The 15,714-nt window shown below is 63.2% G+C and carries 16 protein-coding genes; 10 read left to right on the top strand and 6 right to left on the bottom strand.

What is annotated here, in order from left to right; all coding sequences use genetic code 11:
• Positions 1-38 precede the first annotated feature (38 nt).
• Entirely contained in the window at positions 39-683 is a 645-nt protein-coding gene (locus ACNPN0_RS11835; protein WP_448937914.1) for a YqaJ viral recombinase family protein, read from the bottom strand.
• A 64-nt stretch (positions 684-747) separates the two neighbouring features.
• Complete coding sequence (locus ACNPN0_RS11830; RefSeq protein ID WP_133834858.1) at positions 748-1,008, bottom strand: glutaredoxin family protein; 261 nt, start codon at positions 1,006-1,008, stop codon at positions 748-750.
• Positions 1,009-1,140: 132 nt separating this feature from the next.
• On the opposite strand from ACNPN0_RS11830, the gene ACNPN0_RS11825 reads away from it, so the two are divergent.
• From ACNPN0_RS11825 to ACNPN0_RS11815, 3 genes are all read left to right on the top strand, one after another.
• On the top strand, positions 1,141-1,884 hold the full coding sequence (locus tag ACNPN0_RS11825; RefSeq protein WP_332489111.1) for an ABC transporter ATP-binding protein: 744 nt from the start codon (positions 1,141-1,143) through the stop codon (positions 1,882-1,884).
• Entirely contained in the window at positions 1,881-3,206 is a 1,326-nt protein-coding gene (locus tag ACNPN0_RS11820; RefSeq protein ID WP_133834856.1) for an FtsX-like permease family protein, read from the top strand. The genes ACNPN0_RS11825 and ACNPN0_RS11820 overlap by 4 nt, the downstream gene beginning before the upstream one ends.
• Positions 3,207-3,396: 190 nt before the next feature.
• Positions 3,397-4,455, top strand: coding sequence for an ABC transporter substrate-binding protein (locus tag ACNPN0_RS11815; RefSeq protein ID WP_133834855.1), 1,059 nt, complete (start codon positions 3,397-3,399; stop codon positions 4,453-4,455).
• 6 nt (positions 4,456-4,461) lie between these two features.
• Here the strand turns inward: ACNPN0_RS11815 and ACNPN0_RS11810 are convergent, their stop codons facing one another.
• Positions 4,462-5,262, bottom strand: coding sequence for an MBL fold metallo-hydrolase (locus ACNPN0_RS11810; protein ID WP_448937915.1), 801 nt, complete (start codon positions 5,260-5,262; stop codon positions 4,462-4,464).
• A 20-nt stretch (positions 5,263-5,282) separates the two neighbouring features.
• Between ACNPN0_RS11810 and ACNPN0_RS11805 the strand changes: the two genes are divergently transcribed.
• From ACNPN0_RS11805 to ACNPN0_RS11795, 3 genes are read left to right on the top strand one after another with little or no spacing between them, the layout of a single operon-like run.
• Positions 5,283-6,332: a FecCD family ABC transporter permease gene (locus ACNPN0_RS11805; RefSeq protein ID WP_448937916.1), complete on the top strand. Its 1,050-nt coding sequence runs from the start codon at positions 5,283-5,285 to the stop codon at positions 6,330-6,332.
• A 26-nt stretch (positions 6,333-6,358) separates the two neighbouring features.
• The gene (locus ACNPN0_RS11800; RefSeq protein WP_332728383.1) at positions 6,359-7,435 is read left to right on the top strand and encodes a FecCD family ABC transporter permease; all 1,077 of its coding nucleotides are present in this window, start codon (positions 6,359-6,361) and stop codon (positions 7,433-7,435) included.
• 3 nt (positions 7,436-7,438) lie between these two features.
• Positions 7,439-9,346 carry an SIP domain-containing protein gene (locus tag ACNPN0_RS11795; RefSeq protein ID WP_388025225.1) on the top strand — a complete coding sequence of 636 codons (1,908 nt, stop codon included), beginning with the start codon at positions 7,439-7,441 and terminating at the stop codon, positions 9,344-9,346.
• Positions 9,347-9,421: 75 nt separating this feature from the next.
• Here ACNPN0_RS11795 and ACNPN0_RS11790 read toward each other — a convergent pair whose 3' ends face one another.
• Complete coding sequence (locus ACNPN0_RS11790) at positions 9,422-9,814, bottom strand: MarR family winged helix-turn-helix transcriptional regulator (protein WP_181148955.1); 393 nt, start codon at positions 9,812-9,814, stop codon at positions 9,422-9,424.
• A gap of 191 nt (positions 9,815-10,005) precedes the next feature.
• On the opposite strand from ACNPN0_RS11790, the gene ACNPN0_RS11785 reads away from it, so the two are divergent.
• Positions 10,006-11,850 (top strand): ABC transporter ATP-binding protein, encoded by a 1,845-nt coding sequence (locus tag ACNPN0_RS11785; protein WP_105659083.1) that lies wholly within the window; start codon positions 10,006-10,008, stop codon positions 11,848-11,850.
• Here ACNPN0_RS11785 and ACNPN0_RS11780 read toward each other — a convergent pair.
• Positions 11,847-12,332: a MarR family winged helix-turn-helix transcriptional regulator gene (locus ACNPN0_RS11780; RefSeq protein WP_388025224.1), complete on the bottom strand. Its 486-nt coding sequence runs from the start codon at positions 12,330-12,332 to the stop codon at positions 11,847-11,849. The two genes, ACNPN0_RS11785 and ACNPN0_RS11780, sit on opposite strands and share 4 nt — an antisense overlap.
• Positions 12,333-12,473: 141 nt before the next feature.
• Here ACNPN0_RS11780 and ACNPN0_RS11775 point away from each other — a divergent pair, with 141 nt between their 5' ends.
• Both ACNPN0_RS11775 and ACNPN0_RS11770 read left to right on the top strand, forming a co-directional pair.
• Positions 12,474-13,049, top strand: coding sequence for an NADPH-dependent FMN reductase (locus ACNPN0_RS11775; RefSeq protein ID WP_133834851.1), 576 nt, complete (start codon positions 12,474-12,476; stop codon positions 13,047-13,049).
• 124 nt (positions 13,050-13,173) lie between these two features.
• A complete protein-coding gene (locus ACNPN0_RS11770; RefSeq protein WP_332731741.1) occupies positions 13,174-14,283 on the top strand; it encodes a glutathione S-transferase family protein in 1,110 nt (369 codons plus the stop codon).
• A gap of 69 nt (positions 14,284-14,352) precedes the next feature.
• On the opposite strand, the gene ACNPN0_RS11765 is transcribed toward ACNPN0_RS11770, so the two are convergent.
• On the bottom strand, positions 14,353-14,661 hold the full coding sequence (locus ACNPN0_RS11765) for a hypothetical protein (protein ID WP_388025222.1): 309 nt from the start codon (positions 14,659-14,661) through the stop codon (positions 14,353-14,355).
• Between the two features lie 117 nt (positions 14,662-14,778).
• Here ACNPN0_RS11765 and ACNPN0_RS11760 point away from each other — a divergent pair, with 117 nt between their 5' ends.
• Complete coding sequence (locus ACNPN0_RS11760; RefSeq protein WP_388025221.1) at positions 14,779-15,690, top strand: RNase H family protein; 912 nt, start codon at positions 14,779-14,781, stop codon at positions 15,688-15,690.
• The last annotated feature ends 24 nt before the right edge of the window (positions 15,691-15,714 follow it).

The following is a 15,714-nucleotide window of genomic DNA, read 5'->3' as shown; positions in this document are numbered from 1 at the left end:
GTGAACTGGGATCAGCGGCTTTTGCCGTTTCCGGGGACCTAGAGCCGCAACGCAGCGGGTCCGTAGTCGTTGTAGCGCTCCTGGCGGGCCGTCGCTTCGCACAATGCCGAGATGAGCGACTCGGCCTTGCCGATGAGATCCTGGATCAAGTCATCGTCACGTTCCACCCAAAGGTATTCGGGAACCGCGCGCACCGGCACGAAATTATCGTGCTCTTCCCAAACGAACAACGTGCGTTCGGCCCCGATCACATGCTGCTGCCAGAGCACCTGGCGCAGGTAGCTCTTGGGGATCTTCTTGAAGGGCTTGTTGGTGGTCTTGATTTCAGCCAAAACCGGAACTCCCGATGCATCGAAACCCAAGCCATCGGGAGTCGCCAGATGGAGTCTCGAATGCTGCGAGTGGAAGAGCTGGGAGGAGGGGAAAATATTGAAATTCTCTTGGACCCAGGCAGCGATGACCGGTTCGCGCTTGCGCCCGTGATCGGTGTAGGGATTGCCGGAGAAGCCATTGCCGTAGAGCTTGTCCCATGCGGCGTTCTTGATGGACTTCTCGGTGGACAACTTGGCCACGTCCGTTGCGGTGATGCCCTGGGCCCGTGCGCGGAGCCACTCAATGCGGTTGGAAGAGTCGGCTAGAACACGTTCGAAGCATTCATGTTGGACGCCGGGCACAGTAATCACTTGACCTATTCTTCCCCATGAATGGGCAAGAACCGTGCACCTTGGGCTTCGAGCTGGCGTGAGACTAGTCGCTGGCTTCAGCGATAGCGGTCAACAGCTGATTGATAGTCGGTGTCTGGCTGGCACGGAATTTCTCCGTGCCTTCCTGCAATAGCCGAATGACCGGGGTGCTGGTGATTCCCATTTCCTCGCCGCGCTCAACCTGCTCCACGACATTGATCTCTTCGACCTCCAACGCGGGCAGCAGTTCCTGCACGCGGGCGACAGCCAGCCGCGTGCGCACGCACGGTGCGCAGAATGGTTGCGTATACAGTTCCAGCTTCATCTGTTGCCTACTGCTCCTGCTGTCGTCGTGAACCAGCTGCCGGCTGCTCCTACCGGGGGATGAGCCTGGCCGGAGGCTACTTGGAACCCTGCGCTGATGTGCGCGGGTGCCATTTGTTGAAAACATTGGGTCATGCTTGAAAATTCCCTTGGCCATCCTCCCGTACTCGCCGCTCACGGACTCTACCGCAGCTTCGGTTCCACCACTGCACTGAACGGCGTCGATCTGCAGATTTCACTGGGCCAGTCCCTTGCCATCATGGGCCCCTCGGGTTCCGGAAAATCCACGCTGCTGCACGCCTTGGCCGGTATTGAACTTCCCGACGCCGGCAGCATCATGCTGAACTTCCCGGGCCGTGCACCGGTGGATATCCAGGGGCTCAAGGATAAGGCGCGCACCAGGCTGCGCCGTGAATCCTTCGGCTTCGTCTTCCAATCCGGACTGCTGATTCCCGAGCTCACTGCCGAAGAGAATGTGGCCATGGCCTTGATGATCAACGGCGTGCCACGCAACGCCGCCATTTCCAGTGCCGGGGCGGCCCTGGCGGAACTGGGCCTGGCAGGAATGGAGCAACGCCGCATCGGCCAGCTCTCCGGCGGGCAGCAGCAACGAGTAGCCATTGCCCGCGCGCAGGTCACCGGGGCGATGGTGGTCTTTGCCGATGAACCTACCGGCGCGCTGGATTCAACCACGGGCTTCGAAGTGCTGGAGATCTTGCTGCAATGCACCGTCGGTGCCGGAAAATCCCTGGTGATGGTGACCCATGATCCCAATGTCGCCGCGCGCTGCGACCGTGTAGTGCAGCTGCAGGACGGCCAGCTGATCAGCGACAGTCTGCACCCATCGGCCACCGTGGATGGCGGTGCCCAGAAGTGAATATCCTGCACCTGTCATGGATGCTTGGCCGGCCGGCGAAGTCCCGGCTGGCACCACTGATCCTGACCGCCAGCGCCTACGCCATGGTCAGCGCGATCCTGCTGATCGTGCTGGGAGGCGCCTACTCCTTTACCAGTTTCGAATCCGCGGCCCAGGGGATGTACCTGCCATTGGCAGCCTTCGCCGTGGTGCTTCTGGTAGTCCCATTGCTGGTGCTGGGATCGGCCGCTGCCCGGCTCTCCGCGCGGTCCAATGACCGCGCCCTGTCGTCCTTGCGCTTGCTCGGCGCGACCGGGGCGCAGATCGGCCTCGTGGCCGTGCTGCAAGCCGCCGGCACGGCGTTGGCCGGCGCACTCGCCGGAATCGTGCTCTACCTCCTGGCCGCACCATTGGCTTCGCTGATTCCGTTCCAAGGTGCGCCGATCGGTTCGGCCATCTATTTGCCGCTGTGGGTGCTGGCGATAGCAGTAGTCGCTGTCGTGCTCCTCTCGGCAGGCAGTGCAGCTGCCGGCTTGCGCAAATTGGTGATCACCCCGTTGGCGGTGGCAACCCGCAGCACGGTGCCCACCCCCAGCTGGCTGCGCGCGGTGATCACCCTTGCCGGCATTCTGGTGCTGTACATGGTGTTCTCCAACATGGGCCAGTTCGTGCAGTCCATCGCCGCGATCATCGCAGTGGTGGTTGGCGGTTTCGGCTTCGGCCTGCTGGTGATGAACCTGGTCGGTCCGTATCTGGTGGCGAAGGTGGGCAAGGCCAAGCTGCGCAAGGCCAGAACTCCGCAAGAGCTGCTGGCAGCCCGCATGATCCTGGAAAGCCCTGCCGAATCCTGGCGCCAGGTATCCGGGGTTGCCATGGCTTCGTTCGTCGCGGTGGTGGGCGGCAGCGGGGCCGCCTTGATGGAGCTGACCGGAAGCGAACTCGATCAGGGCACCTGGCTGGAGCATGTGCCGGCCGATGTCACCACCGGCGTGCTGGTGACCTTGGCGATCAGCTTCATCTGCGTGGCCGCTTCGGCGGCGATCTCCCAAAGCGCCAGTACCCTGGATCGCGCTGAGCTGTATCGCGGGCTGAACCGGTTGGGCATGCCCTACGAAACGATGAACGCCGCGCGCACCAAGTCGATCATGATCCCGGCGCTGGCTGCCTCGATCGGTTTCGCCATCGCCTCCACGGTGCTCGTGCTGCCCCTGGCCGGGGCCGCCATCCTGCTCAAGCCGCTGACGGTCATCACGGTAATTGTCTCCGTGTTACTCGGCTTGCTGCTGGTGCGGGGAGCAATTTTGGTGGCTGATCCGCGGAAGCTGCTAGCAACTAGAGAATAAAGTCTCTGGTCAGCCCACCGAAAAAACCGCCCGATTTGGTTAGGGTCACTTCAGGGCCGGTGATTAGGGATGTTTCGTGTTGCGTAATGCGCAGAGAAACGCGTATCGTGGCATACGGCCCGGATAGGCATGCCTAACCTAGCTAAACAAAACGTTGACAGAACCTCGCATAGTCTGGAATCACCGACCCATGAAAAATTCACGTCGCGCCGGAATTTTCGCCGCTTCAACTGCCATCCTCGCCTTGGGCCTGACCGCCTGCGGCGCGTCGAGCAACTCAGCGGATCCGTCGGCTGACACTTCAGCCAAGGCCGCAGAAGACTTCACTCCGGTCACCATCGAGAACATCTATGGTGAAACCACGATCGAAAAAGTCCCGGAACGCATTGCGACCATCTCGTGGGTCAACGCAGATACCCTGCTGGCTCTGGATACCGTGCCGGTCGGCATGGACACCGACACCTACGGCATGAACGAGAACAACTCCACCGCTTGGAAGGACGCCGCTCTGGAAGAGCAGGGCGCTTCCATCGGCTCCGAGAAGGCGCCCGTGCAGTACAAGGTGGGCGATGACATCGACTACACCGGCATCGCCGCCAGCAAGCCCCAAGTCATCTTCGCTCCATACTCGGGGTTGAAGAAGGAGCAGTACGAGAAGCTGCAGGAAATCGCTCCGGTCGTTGGCCCCATCGAGCCTAACTACCTGACCAGCTGGGAACAGGTCACCGAAGTTGCCGGCCAGATGCTGGGCAAGGAAGAAGAAGCCGACGCCCTGATCGAAGAGATCGAAGGCAAGCTGGCCAAGGTCGGCGAAGACAACCCAGCGCTGAAGGACACCACCTTCATCGCCGCTGACCTGTCCGCGCCGGATACCGCCTACATCTACTCCGAAGGCGACACCCGCCCGCGCTTCCTGAGCGCACTGGGCATGACCCAGGCCGAGTACGTGCAGAAGAACGCCGCCAAGGACACCTTCTTCTTCACCGTTTCCCCGGAAAAGGTCAATGAGTGGGATTCGGACATCGTCTTCGCTTCGGCTGTTGCGGGCAACACCATGGAAGATGTCGTCAAGGGCCAGCCGCTCTACGGCCAGATCCCTGCCGCGAAGAACGATGCCGTGGCGCTGCCAGGCACCGATGAAGCAACCCTGGCGATCTCCGCGGCTTCGCCGCTGTCCATCGAATGGGCACTGGATAACGTAGTTCCAGGCATCGTCAAGGCTGCTGACAACGCAGCGGCCGCGAAGTAGCTCCGGCTAGGGATTCACTGACAGATAGTGCAATTGGGCTTCCAGGGAATGGGTAGCTGCGCCCACCAAGCGCGCATCGAGGTCGGGGTAGACATGCTCCAGCAATTCAGCTGGCTGCGTGTGGACCCCGGCCTTGCCGAGTTTCTGCAAAGCCGCACGCACCTGGTCCAGCCGCGCATGCCGATGCTTGATGTACATCTGCAGCAGCGGATGCGAGGAATCATGCTGCTCGCCGTGCGCCGGATGCAAAGCCATATCGGGCAGCGCGAGCAGCCGCTGCAGGGAATCCAGGTAGTCGGCCAATGTGCCGTCCGGGTGTTCCAAGATGGTGGTGCCCCGGCCCAGCACCGTATCCCCGGTGAACAAGTGGGCAGCCCCGCCCTGGCGGATGAAGCACACCGAGTCCGAGGTGTGGCCAGGGGTGAAGACCACCTGGATGCTGGCGCCGGCGGCGCTGATCGTTTCGCCATCGGTGAAGACCGGGGCATCTCGGCAGTACTGCTCCAGCGTGGCACGCACCGGCGCACCGGTCATCCCGTAGAGCGCATCGATGCCTCCCGTGTGATCGGCATGCCGATGGGTAATGAGCACCAGTTGGATGTCGAAGGCCGCCAGCGCCTGCAGATGGTCCTCGAGCTCAGGGCCCGGATCAATCAGGACGACCGGAGTTCCAGGAAGAAGTTCATCCACTGCAGGGTCGAACAGCAGATAGGAATTAGTCCCGTCCAACGTCATTTCAGAAGGGTTCTGCGCGCGAAGCAGGCCGATGCCTGGAGTGATAATAGTGGGCAAGGGAAGAAGAGCCATAGCAATGAGTGTAGGAACCAATGACCGCGACTGAAAGTATTACGCGCCAAGCACCGGGGGCCAAGTCGCCAAAAGCCGGCCGGAAGCTCGGCGCCTTGCTGCTCCTTGCCCTGTTGCTCGGGCTGGCGCTGTTCGCTTCGCTGCTGCTGGGCGCGCGAAACGTCTCGATGGGCACCGTGATCGATGCCATCTGGAATTTCGACCCGTCCAATGGCGACCAGGGCGTGGTTGCGTCCCGCTTCGCCCGCACTGTCGGAGCCATCGTGGGTGGCGCTGCCCTGGGTTTGGCTGGCGCCGGATTGCAGGGGCTGACCCGCAACCCGCTGGCCGATACCGGGATCCTGGGCTTGAACGCCGGATCCTCCATGGCCGTGGTGCTGGCGATCGCCTTCTTGGGCGTCAGCTCCCTGGCTGGAATCATGGTGGCCGCCTTCCTCGGCGCTGCTGGGGTGATGGCCCTGGTTTATCTCGTGGCCAACGTGGGCCGTGAAGGCGCCACGCCCATTAAGCTTGCGCTGGGCGGTGCCGCCATGGCTGTGGGCGTGGGCGCGATTACCAATGCGATCCTGATGATTTCCGATGCCACCATGGACCGTTTCCGCATGTGGCAGATCGGCACGTTATCCAGCAGCGGCATCGACACCTTCCTCGGGGCCATTCCCGTGGTGGCCGCCGGCGCACTGATCGTGCTGTCCACCGCCAAGGTATCCAATGCAGTGTCCATGGGCGATGACACCGCGATCGCCTTGGGCTTCAACTTGAACCGCGCCCGGCTGATCGGCTCCATCGGGGTGGTCATTCTTGCTGGCACCGCCACCGCCGTGGCCGGGCCCATCGCCTTCGTCGGCCTGATGATCCCGCATGCCGTGCGCTTGCTGGTCGGTTCCGACTACCGCTGGCTGATGCCAGCGAGCCTGATCGCCGGGCCGATCCTGCTCTTGCTGGCTGATACGGTGGGACGAATCATCGCCCCGCCCAGCGAGATCCAAGTAGGCGTCATGTGCGCCATGCTGGGTGGACCGATCTTCATCATCATGATGCGCAGCGGCATGAAGTCGGTGAGCCTGTGAGCACGAGCGAAATGACAGCAGCGAACATGACCCAACCCCGCAGCACCACGGAAACGGCCGGACCGGCGACGGCCCCGGCCTCGAAAGCCGCACCGGCGCTGGCAGCCCGCCGCAGATCCCGGGTGCGCCGCACCGCATTGTGGATGGCCCTGGCCCTGGTGCTCGCCGTGGCGGCCTACCTGTTCTGGGGGCGGGACCGCCTTCCAGCTGCCGAAGTCTTCCAGGTGCTCAGCGGTGAAAAGGTGCCGGGCACCAGTTTCATCATCATGTCCGACCGCCTGCCGCGCATTGCGGTCGGTGCCCTGGCCGGTGCCGGCCTGGGCATTTCCGGTGCCTTGTTCCAGCGCTGGCTGGGCAACCCGCTGGCCAGTCCCGACGTGATCGGCGTGGGCTACGGCGCATCGGCGGCCGCGGTTTTCGCGATGATCACCCTTGGCTATGCCGACTGGAAGCTCAACGCCTTCGCACTGGCCGGCGGGCTGCTGGTCGCTGCATTGATCTACTGGCTCTCGGCCTCGGGCAAGCGGACCGGTCCCCGGCTGATCCTGGCGGGCCTGGCCATCGGCGCGATGCTCCAGGCGCTGATCCAGTACCTGCTGACCCAGGCGCAGGTGAATACGGCCAGCGATGTGATGCACTGGCTGACCGGCTCGCTGGCCTCGAGCAACTGGGAGAATGCAATGCTGCTTTTGGCGTCCCTTGGCGCCATCGGCATCCTGTTGCTGCCCCTGGTGCTTCGCCAACTGAAAATGCTGGAGCTGGGCGAGGACACCGCGGCGGCCCTGGGGCTGCACGTGGGCTGGGCCCGGGCGATCTTGGTCTTTGTTGCTGTGGCCATGGGCGCCTTGCCGATTGCCGTCACCGGGCCGATGGCGTTCGTTGCCTTCCTGGCCGGCCCGATTACTGCCGCGCTGACCCGCGGCCCGATCAACATCCTGCTTTCCGGCCTGACCGGGGCAACGCTGGTGACTGTCGCCAATTTCTTTGCCGCGAACCTGTTCGCGGATCTTTCGCTGCCGGTGGGCGTTATCACCGGCGCATTCGGTGCACCCTTCCTGATTTGGATTCTGGTGCGCGCAAACTCAACTGGAAGCGGGGCATAACCCATGGCCACTTTGCAGGCAAGCGATCTGACCCTGGCCTATGACAAGGTCACCATCGTCGACGAGCTGTCGCTGGATATCCCTGCCGGGCAGGTGAGCATCGTCGTCGGGGCCAACGGTTGCGGCAAGTCCACCCTGCTGCGCGCACTGTCGCGGCTGCTCAAGCCAGCCGGGGGCCAGGTGCTCCTGGACGGGGCGGATATCCACTCCAAGCCGGCCAAGGAAGTCGCCAAGACCCTGGGCTTGCTGCCGCAATCGCCCACCGCTCCGGACGGCATCACCGCCCGCGAGCTGATCAGCCGCGGCCGCTACCCGCACCAGGGCCTGTTCAAGCGCTTCTCTGCCGAGGACGAGACAGCGGTTAATCGCGCCATGGAGCTGACCGGCACCACCGAGCTGGCCGACCGCTCGGTGGACGAGCTCTCCGGCGGTCAGCGCCAGCGCGTCTGGATCGCCATGGCCCTGGCGCAGGAGACCGACCTGCTGCTGCTCGACGAGCCGACCACCTTCCTGGACGTGGCGCACCAGCTCGAAGTCCTGGATGTGGTCAGCGAGCTGAACCGCAGCCGCGGGATCACGGTCGTGATCGTGCTGCACGATTTGAACCTGGCCGCCCGCTACGCCGACTACCTGGTGGCGCTGCGCCACGGCAAGATCTACGCTGCCGGCCATCCCAACGATGTGGTCACCGAAAAGACCGTCAAGGATGTTTTCGGCATGCCCAGCCGCGTGATCCCCGACCCGGTGGGCGGCACTCCGCTGGTGCTGCCCATTGGCCGCCACCGGGTGCTGCGCACCGAGCAGGTGCTGGCTTCCCAGGGCATTTTCCGTACCGATGCTTCTGCGAAGAAAACTGCGGTGAAGCAGGCGGCAAATGTGAAGCAAGCTGCCCAAGCGGCCGCCGCCCTTGATCCGCAATCGGAGCGCCCGGCCCATGAGCATGTGCCGACGTTGGCCTTTGACACCACGGTGGTCAATAGCCAGCAGCTCGCGCCATCCTTCCGCCGGGTGACCGTCAGCGGCGAGGACCTGGAGTACTTCGGCACCAACAGCCACCCGCTGGATATGCGCATCAAGCTCTTGCTGCCACCGGCCGGCGGTACTGCGTTGACCGACGAGATCGCCTCGATGCGACCCGGGGCGATGACCAGTCCTGCCGAGCAGCAGGGCTGGTACAAGCGCTGGTTGTCGATTGATCCCGATACCCGCGGCCACATGCGCACCTACACCGTGCGGGCCTTCCGCGAAGCCGGGCACCGGGACAATATCGGGGCCACGGCCGAGCTGGATATCGACTTCGTGATGCACGGGCACATGGTTGACGGCCAGCTCCAGGGCGGGCCGGCTACGGAGTTCGGCGACCGGGCCAAGGTGGGCGACCAGCTGTTGCTGCTGGGCCCGAACAAGACCCTGAACGACTCCAGCTACGGCGGCATCGAGTTCCGCCGCGGCGAGGCAACCCGCGTGGTGCTGGCCGGTGACGAAACCGCCGCCCCGGCGATTTGCGCCATCCTCGAAGCCTTGCCCTCCAACGTCACCGGCCATGCGCTGATCGAGGTCCCGGAGACCACGGATATCCTCGGTGCCTCCACCCGCTCCGGCGTCTCGGTGCAGTGGCTGACCCGTGGCAGCCATGAGCATGGTGAATTGCTGCAGTCGGCATTGCGCCAGGTAGTCGCGATTCCAGCAGCCGGCGTGGTCCATACCAACGCCGAGCCGGAAGATATCGATGTTGATGCGGACATCCTGTGGGAGACGGGCCAGGAAAATTCCGCACCGTTCTACGCCTGGATTGCCGGTGAAGCCGGCACGGTCAAGGAAATGCGCCGTTATCTGGTGCGCGATGCCGGCGTGGACCGCAAGCAGGTAGCCTTCATGGGCTACTGGCGCCGCGGGAAGACCGAGAACTAGCGGGCAGCGGCAACCAGCGCCCGAGGCCCCGGCACGCATATGCCGGGGCCTCGGGTTCTATCCGCTAGCTGGCAGCTAGTTCTCTTTCGCCGGGTTCTTGCAAGCGCCGCGCACCGGCCGCGGGTTCTCGCGGTCCAGGATTGCCAGCAGCCGTGTGAGTTCGGCACGGTCCTCGTCGCCGAGCTTGTCGAAATAGCCGTCCATGCTCGAACGGCGCAGTTCGGCGAGCTCGCCGAGCTGGGCGCGGCCCGTGGCACTGAGCGCAATCAACGTGGCGCGGCGATCGGCCGGATCGGGGGTGCGCACGACAAGCTCCTTGGCTTCCAGCTGGTCGACTACCTCGGTGGTCGAGCGCGCGGCGATGTGCAGCTGTTCCGCGAGCTGCGAGTTGCGCAGCCCGATCCTATCGGCCCGGGACAGCAAGGTCAGCACCCTCGATTGGTGCGGAGTGATGCCCAGGGGAGTCAAGCTGTCCCTCCATCTGCCGCGAAGCATGCGTGAAGCGTGGAGGAAAAGATCTGCCAAGTCAGGCTTGGGCTCTTCGTTCTGCATATGTTCAAGGATAGTGTGTTTCTGGGAACAATTTCAAGATGCAACCACATAGTGAGGTTCCCTCTGTTATTCTGGACTTGAGAAATCCAGAGGTAGAGGGGGAGTCCATGAGTGCAATGGGAATGCCGGGGCCGCATCCGGGCGGTGGCGGGCAAGGACGGTCCGGCAACGCCGCCCGGGACAAGCAGCGGCTCACCGAGCATCCGGTGTCCCTGGCGCGCATCGCCGCGCTCTTCCGGCCCCATCTGGGATCGGTGATTGCGGTCATGGCGCTGATCGTGGCAGCGTCGGTCATCGGCCTGGCCCAGCCGTTCATCATCCGCGAACTCATTGATGACGCGATTCCCAACAGCAATATCCGATTGCTGCTCTTGGGTGCCGGGGGACTGGTGCTGATCTCCCTGGCTACCGCGATTCTGGAAGTCGTCCAGACCTGGCGGGCTACCCTGATGGGCCAACGCGTCATGCATGGCCTGCGGACCGGGCTGTTCACGCACCTGCAGAAGCAATCCCTGGGATTCTTCACCAACTCGCGCTCAGGGGACGTGCAGTCGCGCCTGGTCAACGACGTGGGGCAGATGCAATCGGTGATTACCAATTCGGCCACGAGCATTGCCTCGAACCTGACCACCGTTGTGGCCACCGCCTGCGCGATGGTGGCGATCTCGTGGAAACTGAGCTTGATCTCATTGGTCGTGCTGCCGCCAGCGGTGCTGCTTGCCAAGCAAACCGCGAAACTGCGCCGCGCCGTGACAGGAAAGCGCCAGCGCGAGATGTCGAACCTGGCTTCGCTGATCGACGAGCGCCTGAGCATCTCGGGGGTCCGTTTGGCCAAGATCATGGGCACTGGAGCCGCTGATGCGGCGGCCTTCGGAGAGTCCAGCCACAAGCTCATCGACCTGGAAATGAAAAGCGCTTTGGCCGGGCGTTGGCGCATGGCCACGATGAGCATCATTTTCGCGGCCATCCCCGCGGTGCTGTACATCGTGGCGGGGCTGCCCGCCACCGGGCAGGGGATGAGCATCGGCACCTTGGTGGCCTTTACCGGGCTGCAGGCCGGAATCTTCCGTCCGGTCATGGGCATGATGCAGATTTCGGTCCAGTGGGTCTCGGCCTTGGCCTTGTTCAGCCGCGTCTTCGAATACCTGGATACGGACCAGGCGCTGCCGGTACCCCAGCGGCCGCGAGCGGTCGAACCCGGGAAGCTGCGTGGCGAAGTGCAATTGCGCAATGTCAGCTTCCGCTACCCCGAGGCGGACCGCGCCACCCTGGAACAGCTGGATTTGACCCTGGAGGCGGGAACAATGACCGCGGTTGTCGGTTCCACCGGTTCGGGAAAGTCCACCCTGGGGTCCTTGCTGCCCCGGCTGCTTGACCCTACCGAGGGCCAGGTATTGCTCGACGGCATTGACCTGAAGGAATTCGACCCTGAAGGCATCGCCCAGGCGGTCTCCGTCGTTGCCCAGGAAAGCTACCTGCTGCATGCTTCGATTCGGGAGAACCTCCTGTGGGCAGCGCCCCAGGCCACCGAGGAAGAGCTCTGGCAGGCGCTGGAAGCCGCGCAGATTGCGCAGCTGGTCCGCAGCCTGCCGCAGGGCCTGGAAACCCAGGTGGGGCAGCGCGGCCACCGTTTCTCCGGTGGCGAGCAGCAGCGGCTGGCCATTGCCCGCACCATGCTGCGCAAACCCAAGGTCCTGGTGCTCGATGAGGCGACCAGTGCCCTGGATACGGTCACCGAAGCTTTGGTGCAGCGGGCGCTGGACGAGCTCGCACTGGGGCGAACCACCTTGCTGATCGCGCACCGGTTGAGCACCGTGATGCGAGCGGACCGCATCGTCGTGCTAGAAGCTGGCCGGATTGCCGAAGCGGGAACTTTTGACGAGCTGGTCCAGCTTGGCGGGCAATTCGCCCAGCTGGTAGCCAAGAGCGAACTGGCCGAAAGGGCCAGCTAGCACTGGCCAGCTTTCAGTCCCTGCTTTTCCAGCGAGGCCAGGATCTTCGGCAGTGCCGATTCCAATGCCGTGCGTTCGGAAGGGCTCAGGGAATCGAAAATGGTTTCACGCACGAAGCTCACGTGGGTTGGCGCGGCTTCCTCAATGGTCTTGCGCCCCTGGGCGGTGAGCGTAATCTGGTGCCCGCGGCGGTCGGTCTCATCTGAGCAGCGGCTGACCAGGCCCTTGGCTTCCATGCGGCGCAGCAGGTGGGAGAGGCGCGAGCGGTCCCAGCGCAATGCGGTCGCCACGTCGGCCGGGCGTAGACTTGGTTCGGTTGTTTCCGAAAGCACAGCCAGCACCGAGTATTCACCGGAGAGCATGTTCGAATCGCGCAGCAGCTGGCGATCCATGCCGCTGGGGAACTGCCAGAGGAACTCGCGTATGGTGCGCCAGAGGTCCTGCTCGCTGTCGGTGAGCCAGCGGGTCTCTTCGCTCTTCATTCTCTTTCCTAACCATGTTGTCCCCATGGGGGACATTCAAAATATTGTTGACGCATCAATCATCTCCTGTATAGTGGAATTTAGCAAGAGAAGATGACGTGTCAACTAAATTGTTGGCCGGAGAACTCCAAGGAGAGCAACTTGTCGAAGATCGCTATCGTTACCGGTTCCACCCGTCCAGGACGTGTCAACCAGGGCGTCGCCCAATGGGTGCTGGCCAGGGCGCAGGAGTTCGGCGGTGCCGACTACGAGCTGGTGGACATCGTCGATTTCAACCTGCCGATGCTCGACGAGCCGTTCCCGGCCGCCTACCAGAACTACCAGAACGGGCACACCAAGGCCTTCGCCGCCAAGATGAGCGAATTCGATGGATACATTTTCATTGTTGGCGAGTACAACCACTCCGTCCAGCCTGCATTGGCCAACGCACTGAGCTACCTGAATGCAGAACTGAACAACAAGGCCGCCGGCATGGTCGGATACGGCTCCGCCATGGGCTCGCGTGCCGTGGAGCACCTGCGCGGGATCCTCTCGGAACTGCAGATCGCCCACGTGCAGAAGACCGGCATGTTCTCGCTATTCTCCGACTTCGAGAACTTCTCGGCTTTCGCTCCGACCGAACGGTCGGCCAACAGCGTGCAGCCCATGCTTGAACAGGTGCTCGCCTGGAGCAAGGCGATGCGCACCGTGCGCGAAGGCGCCACGGTCAACGCCTAGACAGGGTTGAAATCGGCGGGGGAGTGGAAAAGTGCATTGCGCCATTTCCATACCTGCCCAACTGCCATAGTCTCGAGGTGAATGGTTTATGCACGGGACTTCAAAATTCTTTGGAAGGAATGCGATGAGCGAGGAATATTCGACCAAGGGCGCCTACGTCACCGGCGGAGAATTCACCCGGGACACCAACTACATCCAGGACCGCATCGTCGCTGATGCCAGCGCCGAGCACTATGGCGAGGGAAACAGCCACAGCAAGATCGGGCATCCCAACGCGGGGCTTTCGGACGGGTCCCGGCTTTGGCCGGTGGAAGCTGGCCGCTACCATCTGGTCGCAGCCCGCGCGTGCCCCTGGGCCAACCGCACCCTGATCGTTCGCCGCCTGCTGGGCTTGGAAGACGCGCTGTCCGTCGGACTGCCCGGCCCAACCCACGACGCACGCAGCTGGACCTTTGACCTGGACCCCGGGGGCAAGGACCCTGTCCTGGGTACCGAGCGGGTCCAGGAGAACTACTTCAAGCGCTTTGCCGACTATCCACGCGGCATCACCGTGCCGGCAATCGTCGATATCCCCACCGGTGCGGTTGTCACCAATGACTACCCGCAGATCACCTGGGACATGTCCACGCAGTGGAAGGAGTTCCACCGGGAAGGCGCCCCGGACCTCATTGCGCAGGACCAGCTCGATGAGATGCTTCCGCTGATCAAGCGGATTTTCACCGAGGTCAACAACGGCGTCTACCGTGCCGGGTTCGCCGGGGACCAGCAGGCCTACAACGATGCCTACGACCGGTTATTCGCCACCTTGGACTACCTCGAAGATCGGCTGGGCACCCGCCGCTTCCTGATGGGTGATCACATCACCGAGGCCGATGTCCGGCTGTTCACCACGCTGGTGCGATTCGACCCGGTCTATCATGGCCACTTCAAGGCCAACCGCAACAAGCTCATCGACATGCCGAACCTCTGGGGCTATGCGCGGGACTTGTTCCAGACCCCGGGTTTCGGCGACACCATCGACTTCGAGCAGATCAAGGCGCACTACTACGTGGTGCATGAGGACATCAACCCGACCAGGATCATCCCGAAGGGGCCGGAGTTGGCGAACTGGCTCGAAGCGCCGGGCCGAGATGAGCTGGCCGAGAGCGGTCCGTTCCTGAACGGTACAGCACCGGGCGAAGTCCGGGCTGACGAGCGGGTCCAAGCCGGGCACAACCCGTTGTACCCCGCCTAGGAGCGCTGGCGATCCGCCGCGGATCGGCTCAGGAGCCCGCTATTTCGAGGGGTCCTGGGCCGATCTGTCCTATTCGAAATCGAAGCCTTGCCCCTCGCAAGCTTCCTGGAAAGCGGACAAGTCAGTAATTTGGGGATCCCCGGATTCATCGGCGGCCACCGCAGCGCTGATCTGTTCGGTGGAGGCCTTCGCCCCATGATCAGCGGCTTTCTGCATATTCGTTGCGCCGATGCCCTCGGGGTCAACCAAGCCCCCGCCAAAATGCACGCAGGCGGTATGGCCCTGGGGATCGAGTTGGCGCAGCTCGTCAACCGAGGGGCCAGCGCATGCGGACAGGACCAGAACCAGGGTGGCCAGTACAGGCAGGATTTTCTTCACATCCCAATCCTAGGCATGGACCTGGCTGGATGCTGTGATCCATTGTGCAAGTATTCGCTGGCGACATGGCCCAATGCATGGAACCGAGTGCGGGCGTCAACGTGGCAGGATTAAAGCATGACGATCATTGCAGCTGCGGATGGATCAGCCCTAGGAAACCCCGGACCGGCAGGTTGGGCCTGGTACGTGGACCAGGACAACTGGGCCGCTGGCGGTTGGGACCACGGAACCAACAACATGGGGGAGCTCCAAGCGGTGCTCGAACTCTTCCGGGCCACCGAGCACCTGCCAGAAGAAGAACTCAGGATCCTGTGCGATTCGCAGTATGCGATCAACTGCATCAGCAAGTGGATGCCGGGTTGGAAGAAGAAGGGCTGGAAAAAGGCCGACGGCAAACCGGTCTTGAACCAGGACATCCTCAAGGAACTTGACCGGGCCATTGCCGGGCGCAAGTACACCTTCGAGTGGGTCAAGGGCCATGCCGGACATGAGCTGAATGAAGCTGCTGACGGCCATGCGCGTGCGGCTGCGACCGCGCACCAGCAGGGCTCTGCAGTAGAGGCCGGACCGGGCTACACCGCAGTCGGCGGCCCAGCGGCTTCCAAAGCTCCAGCGGCTGAAGATGCCGTGCTGGCACCCGGCGGACAACCCGCCGCCGCACCGGAACCCGGCGTGGACATCGCGGCCACCGTCTTCGAACTGGAACAAGGTTTCCTCGACCCGCAGATCCGCACCAGTTTCGCGGAACTCAACGACTTCCTGCATCCGGGCTACCAGGAAGTGACTCGCCATGGCGGCCTGCTGGATGTGGCCACGGTCCGGGCCATGCTGGAATCCGGGGCGAGCCTGCCCAGTACCGGTGCGGTGCAGGTCCTTGCGGCCCGGGAAGTGGATGCCCAGATGGTGCTGCTCGCGTACCGCATGAAGCCTTCAGAGGGCCCGGTGCTTGTCGTATCTTCCTGGTGGCAGAGCACCGAAGGCGGCCTGAAGCTTCGGTTCCGCCAGGAAACGGTCGAGCAGACCGCATAGAAAACACGCTTAAAGCAGTGATGG

This window comes from Glutamicibacter sp. AGC84 (genome assembly GCF_053543575.1).
This window is presented reverse-complemented; position numbering and strand designations above follow the sequence as displayed.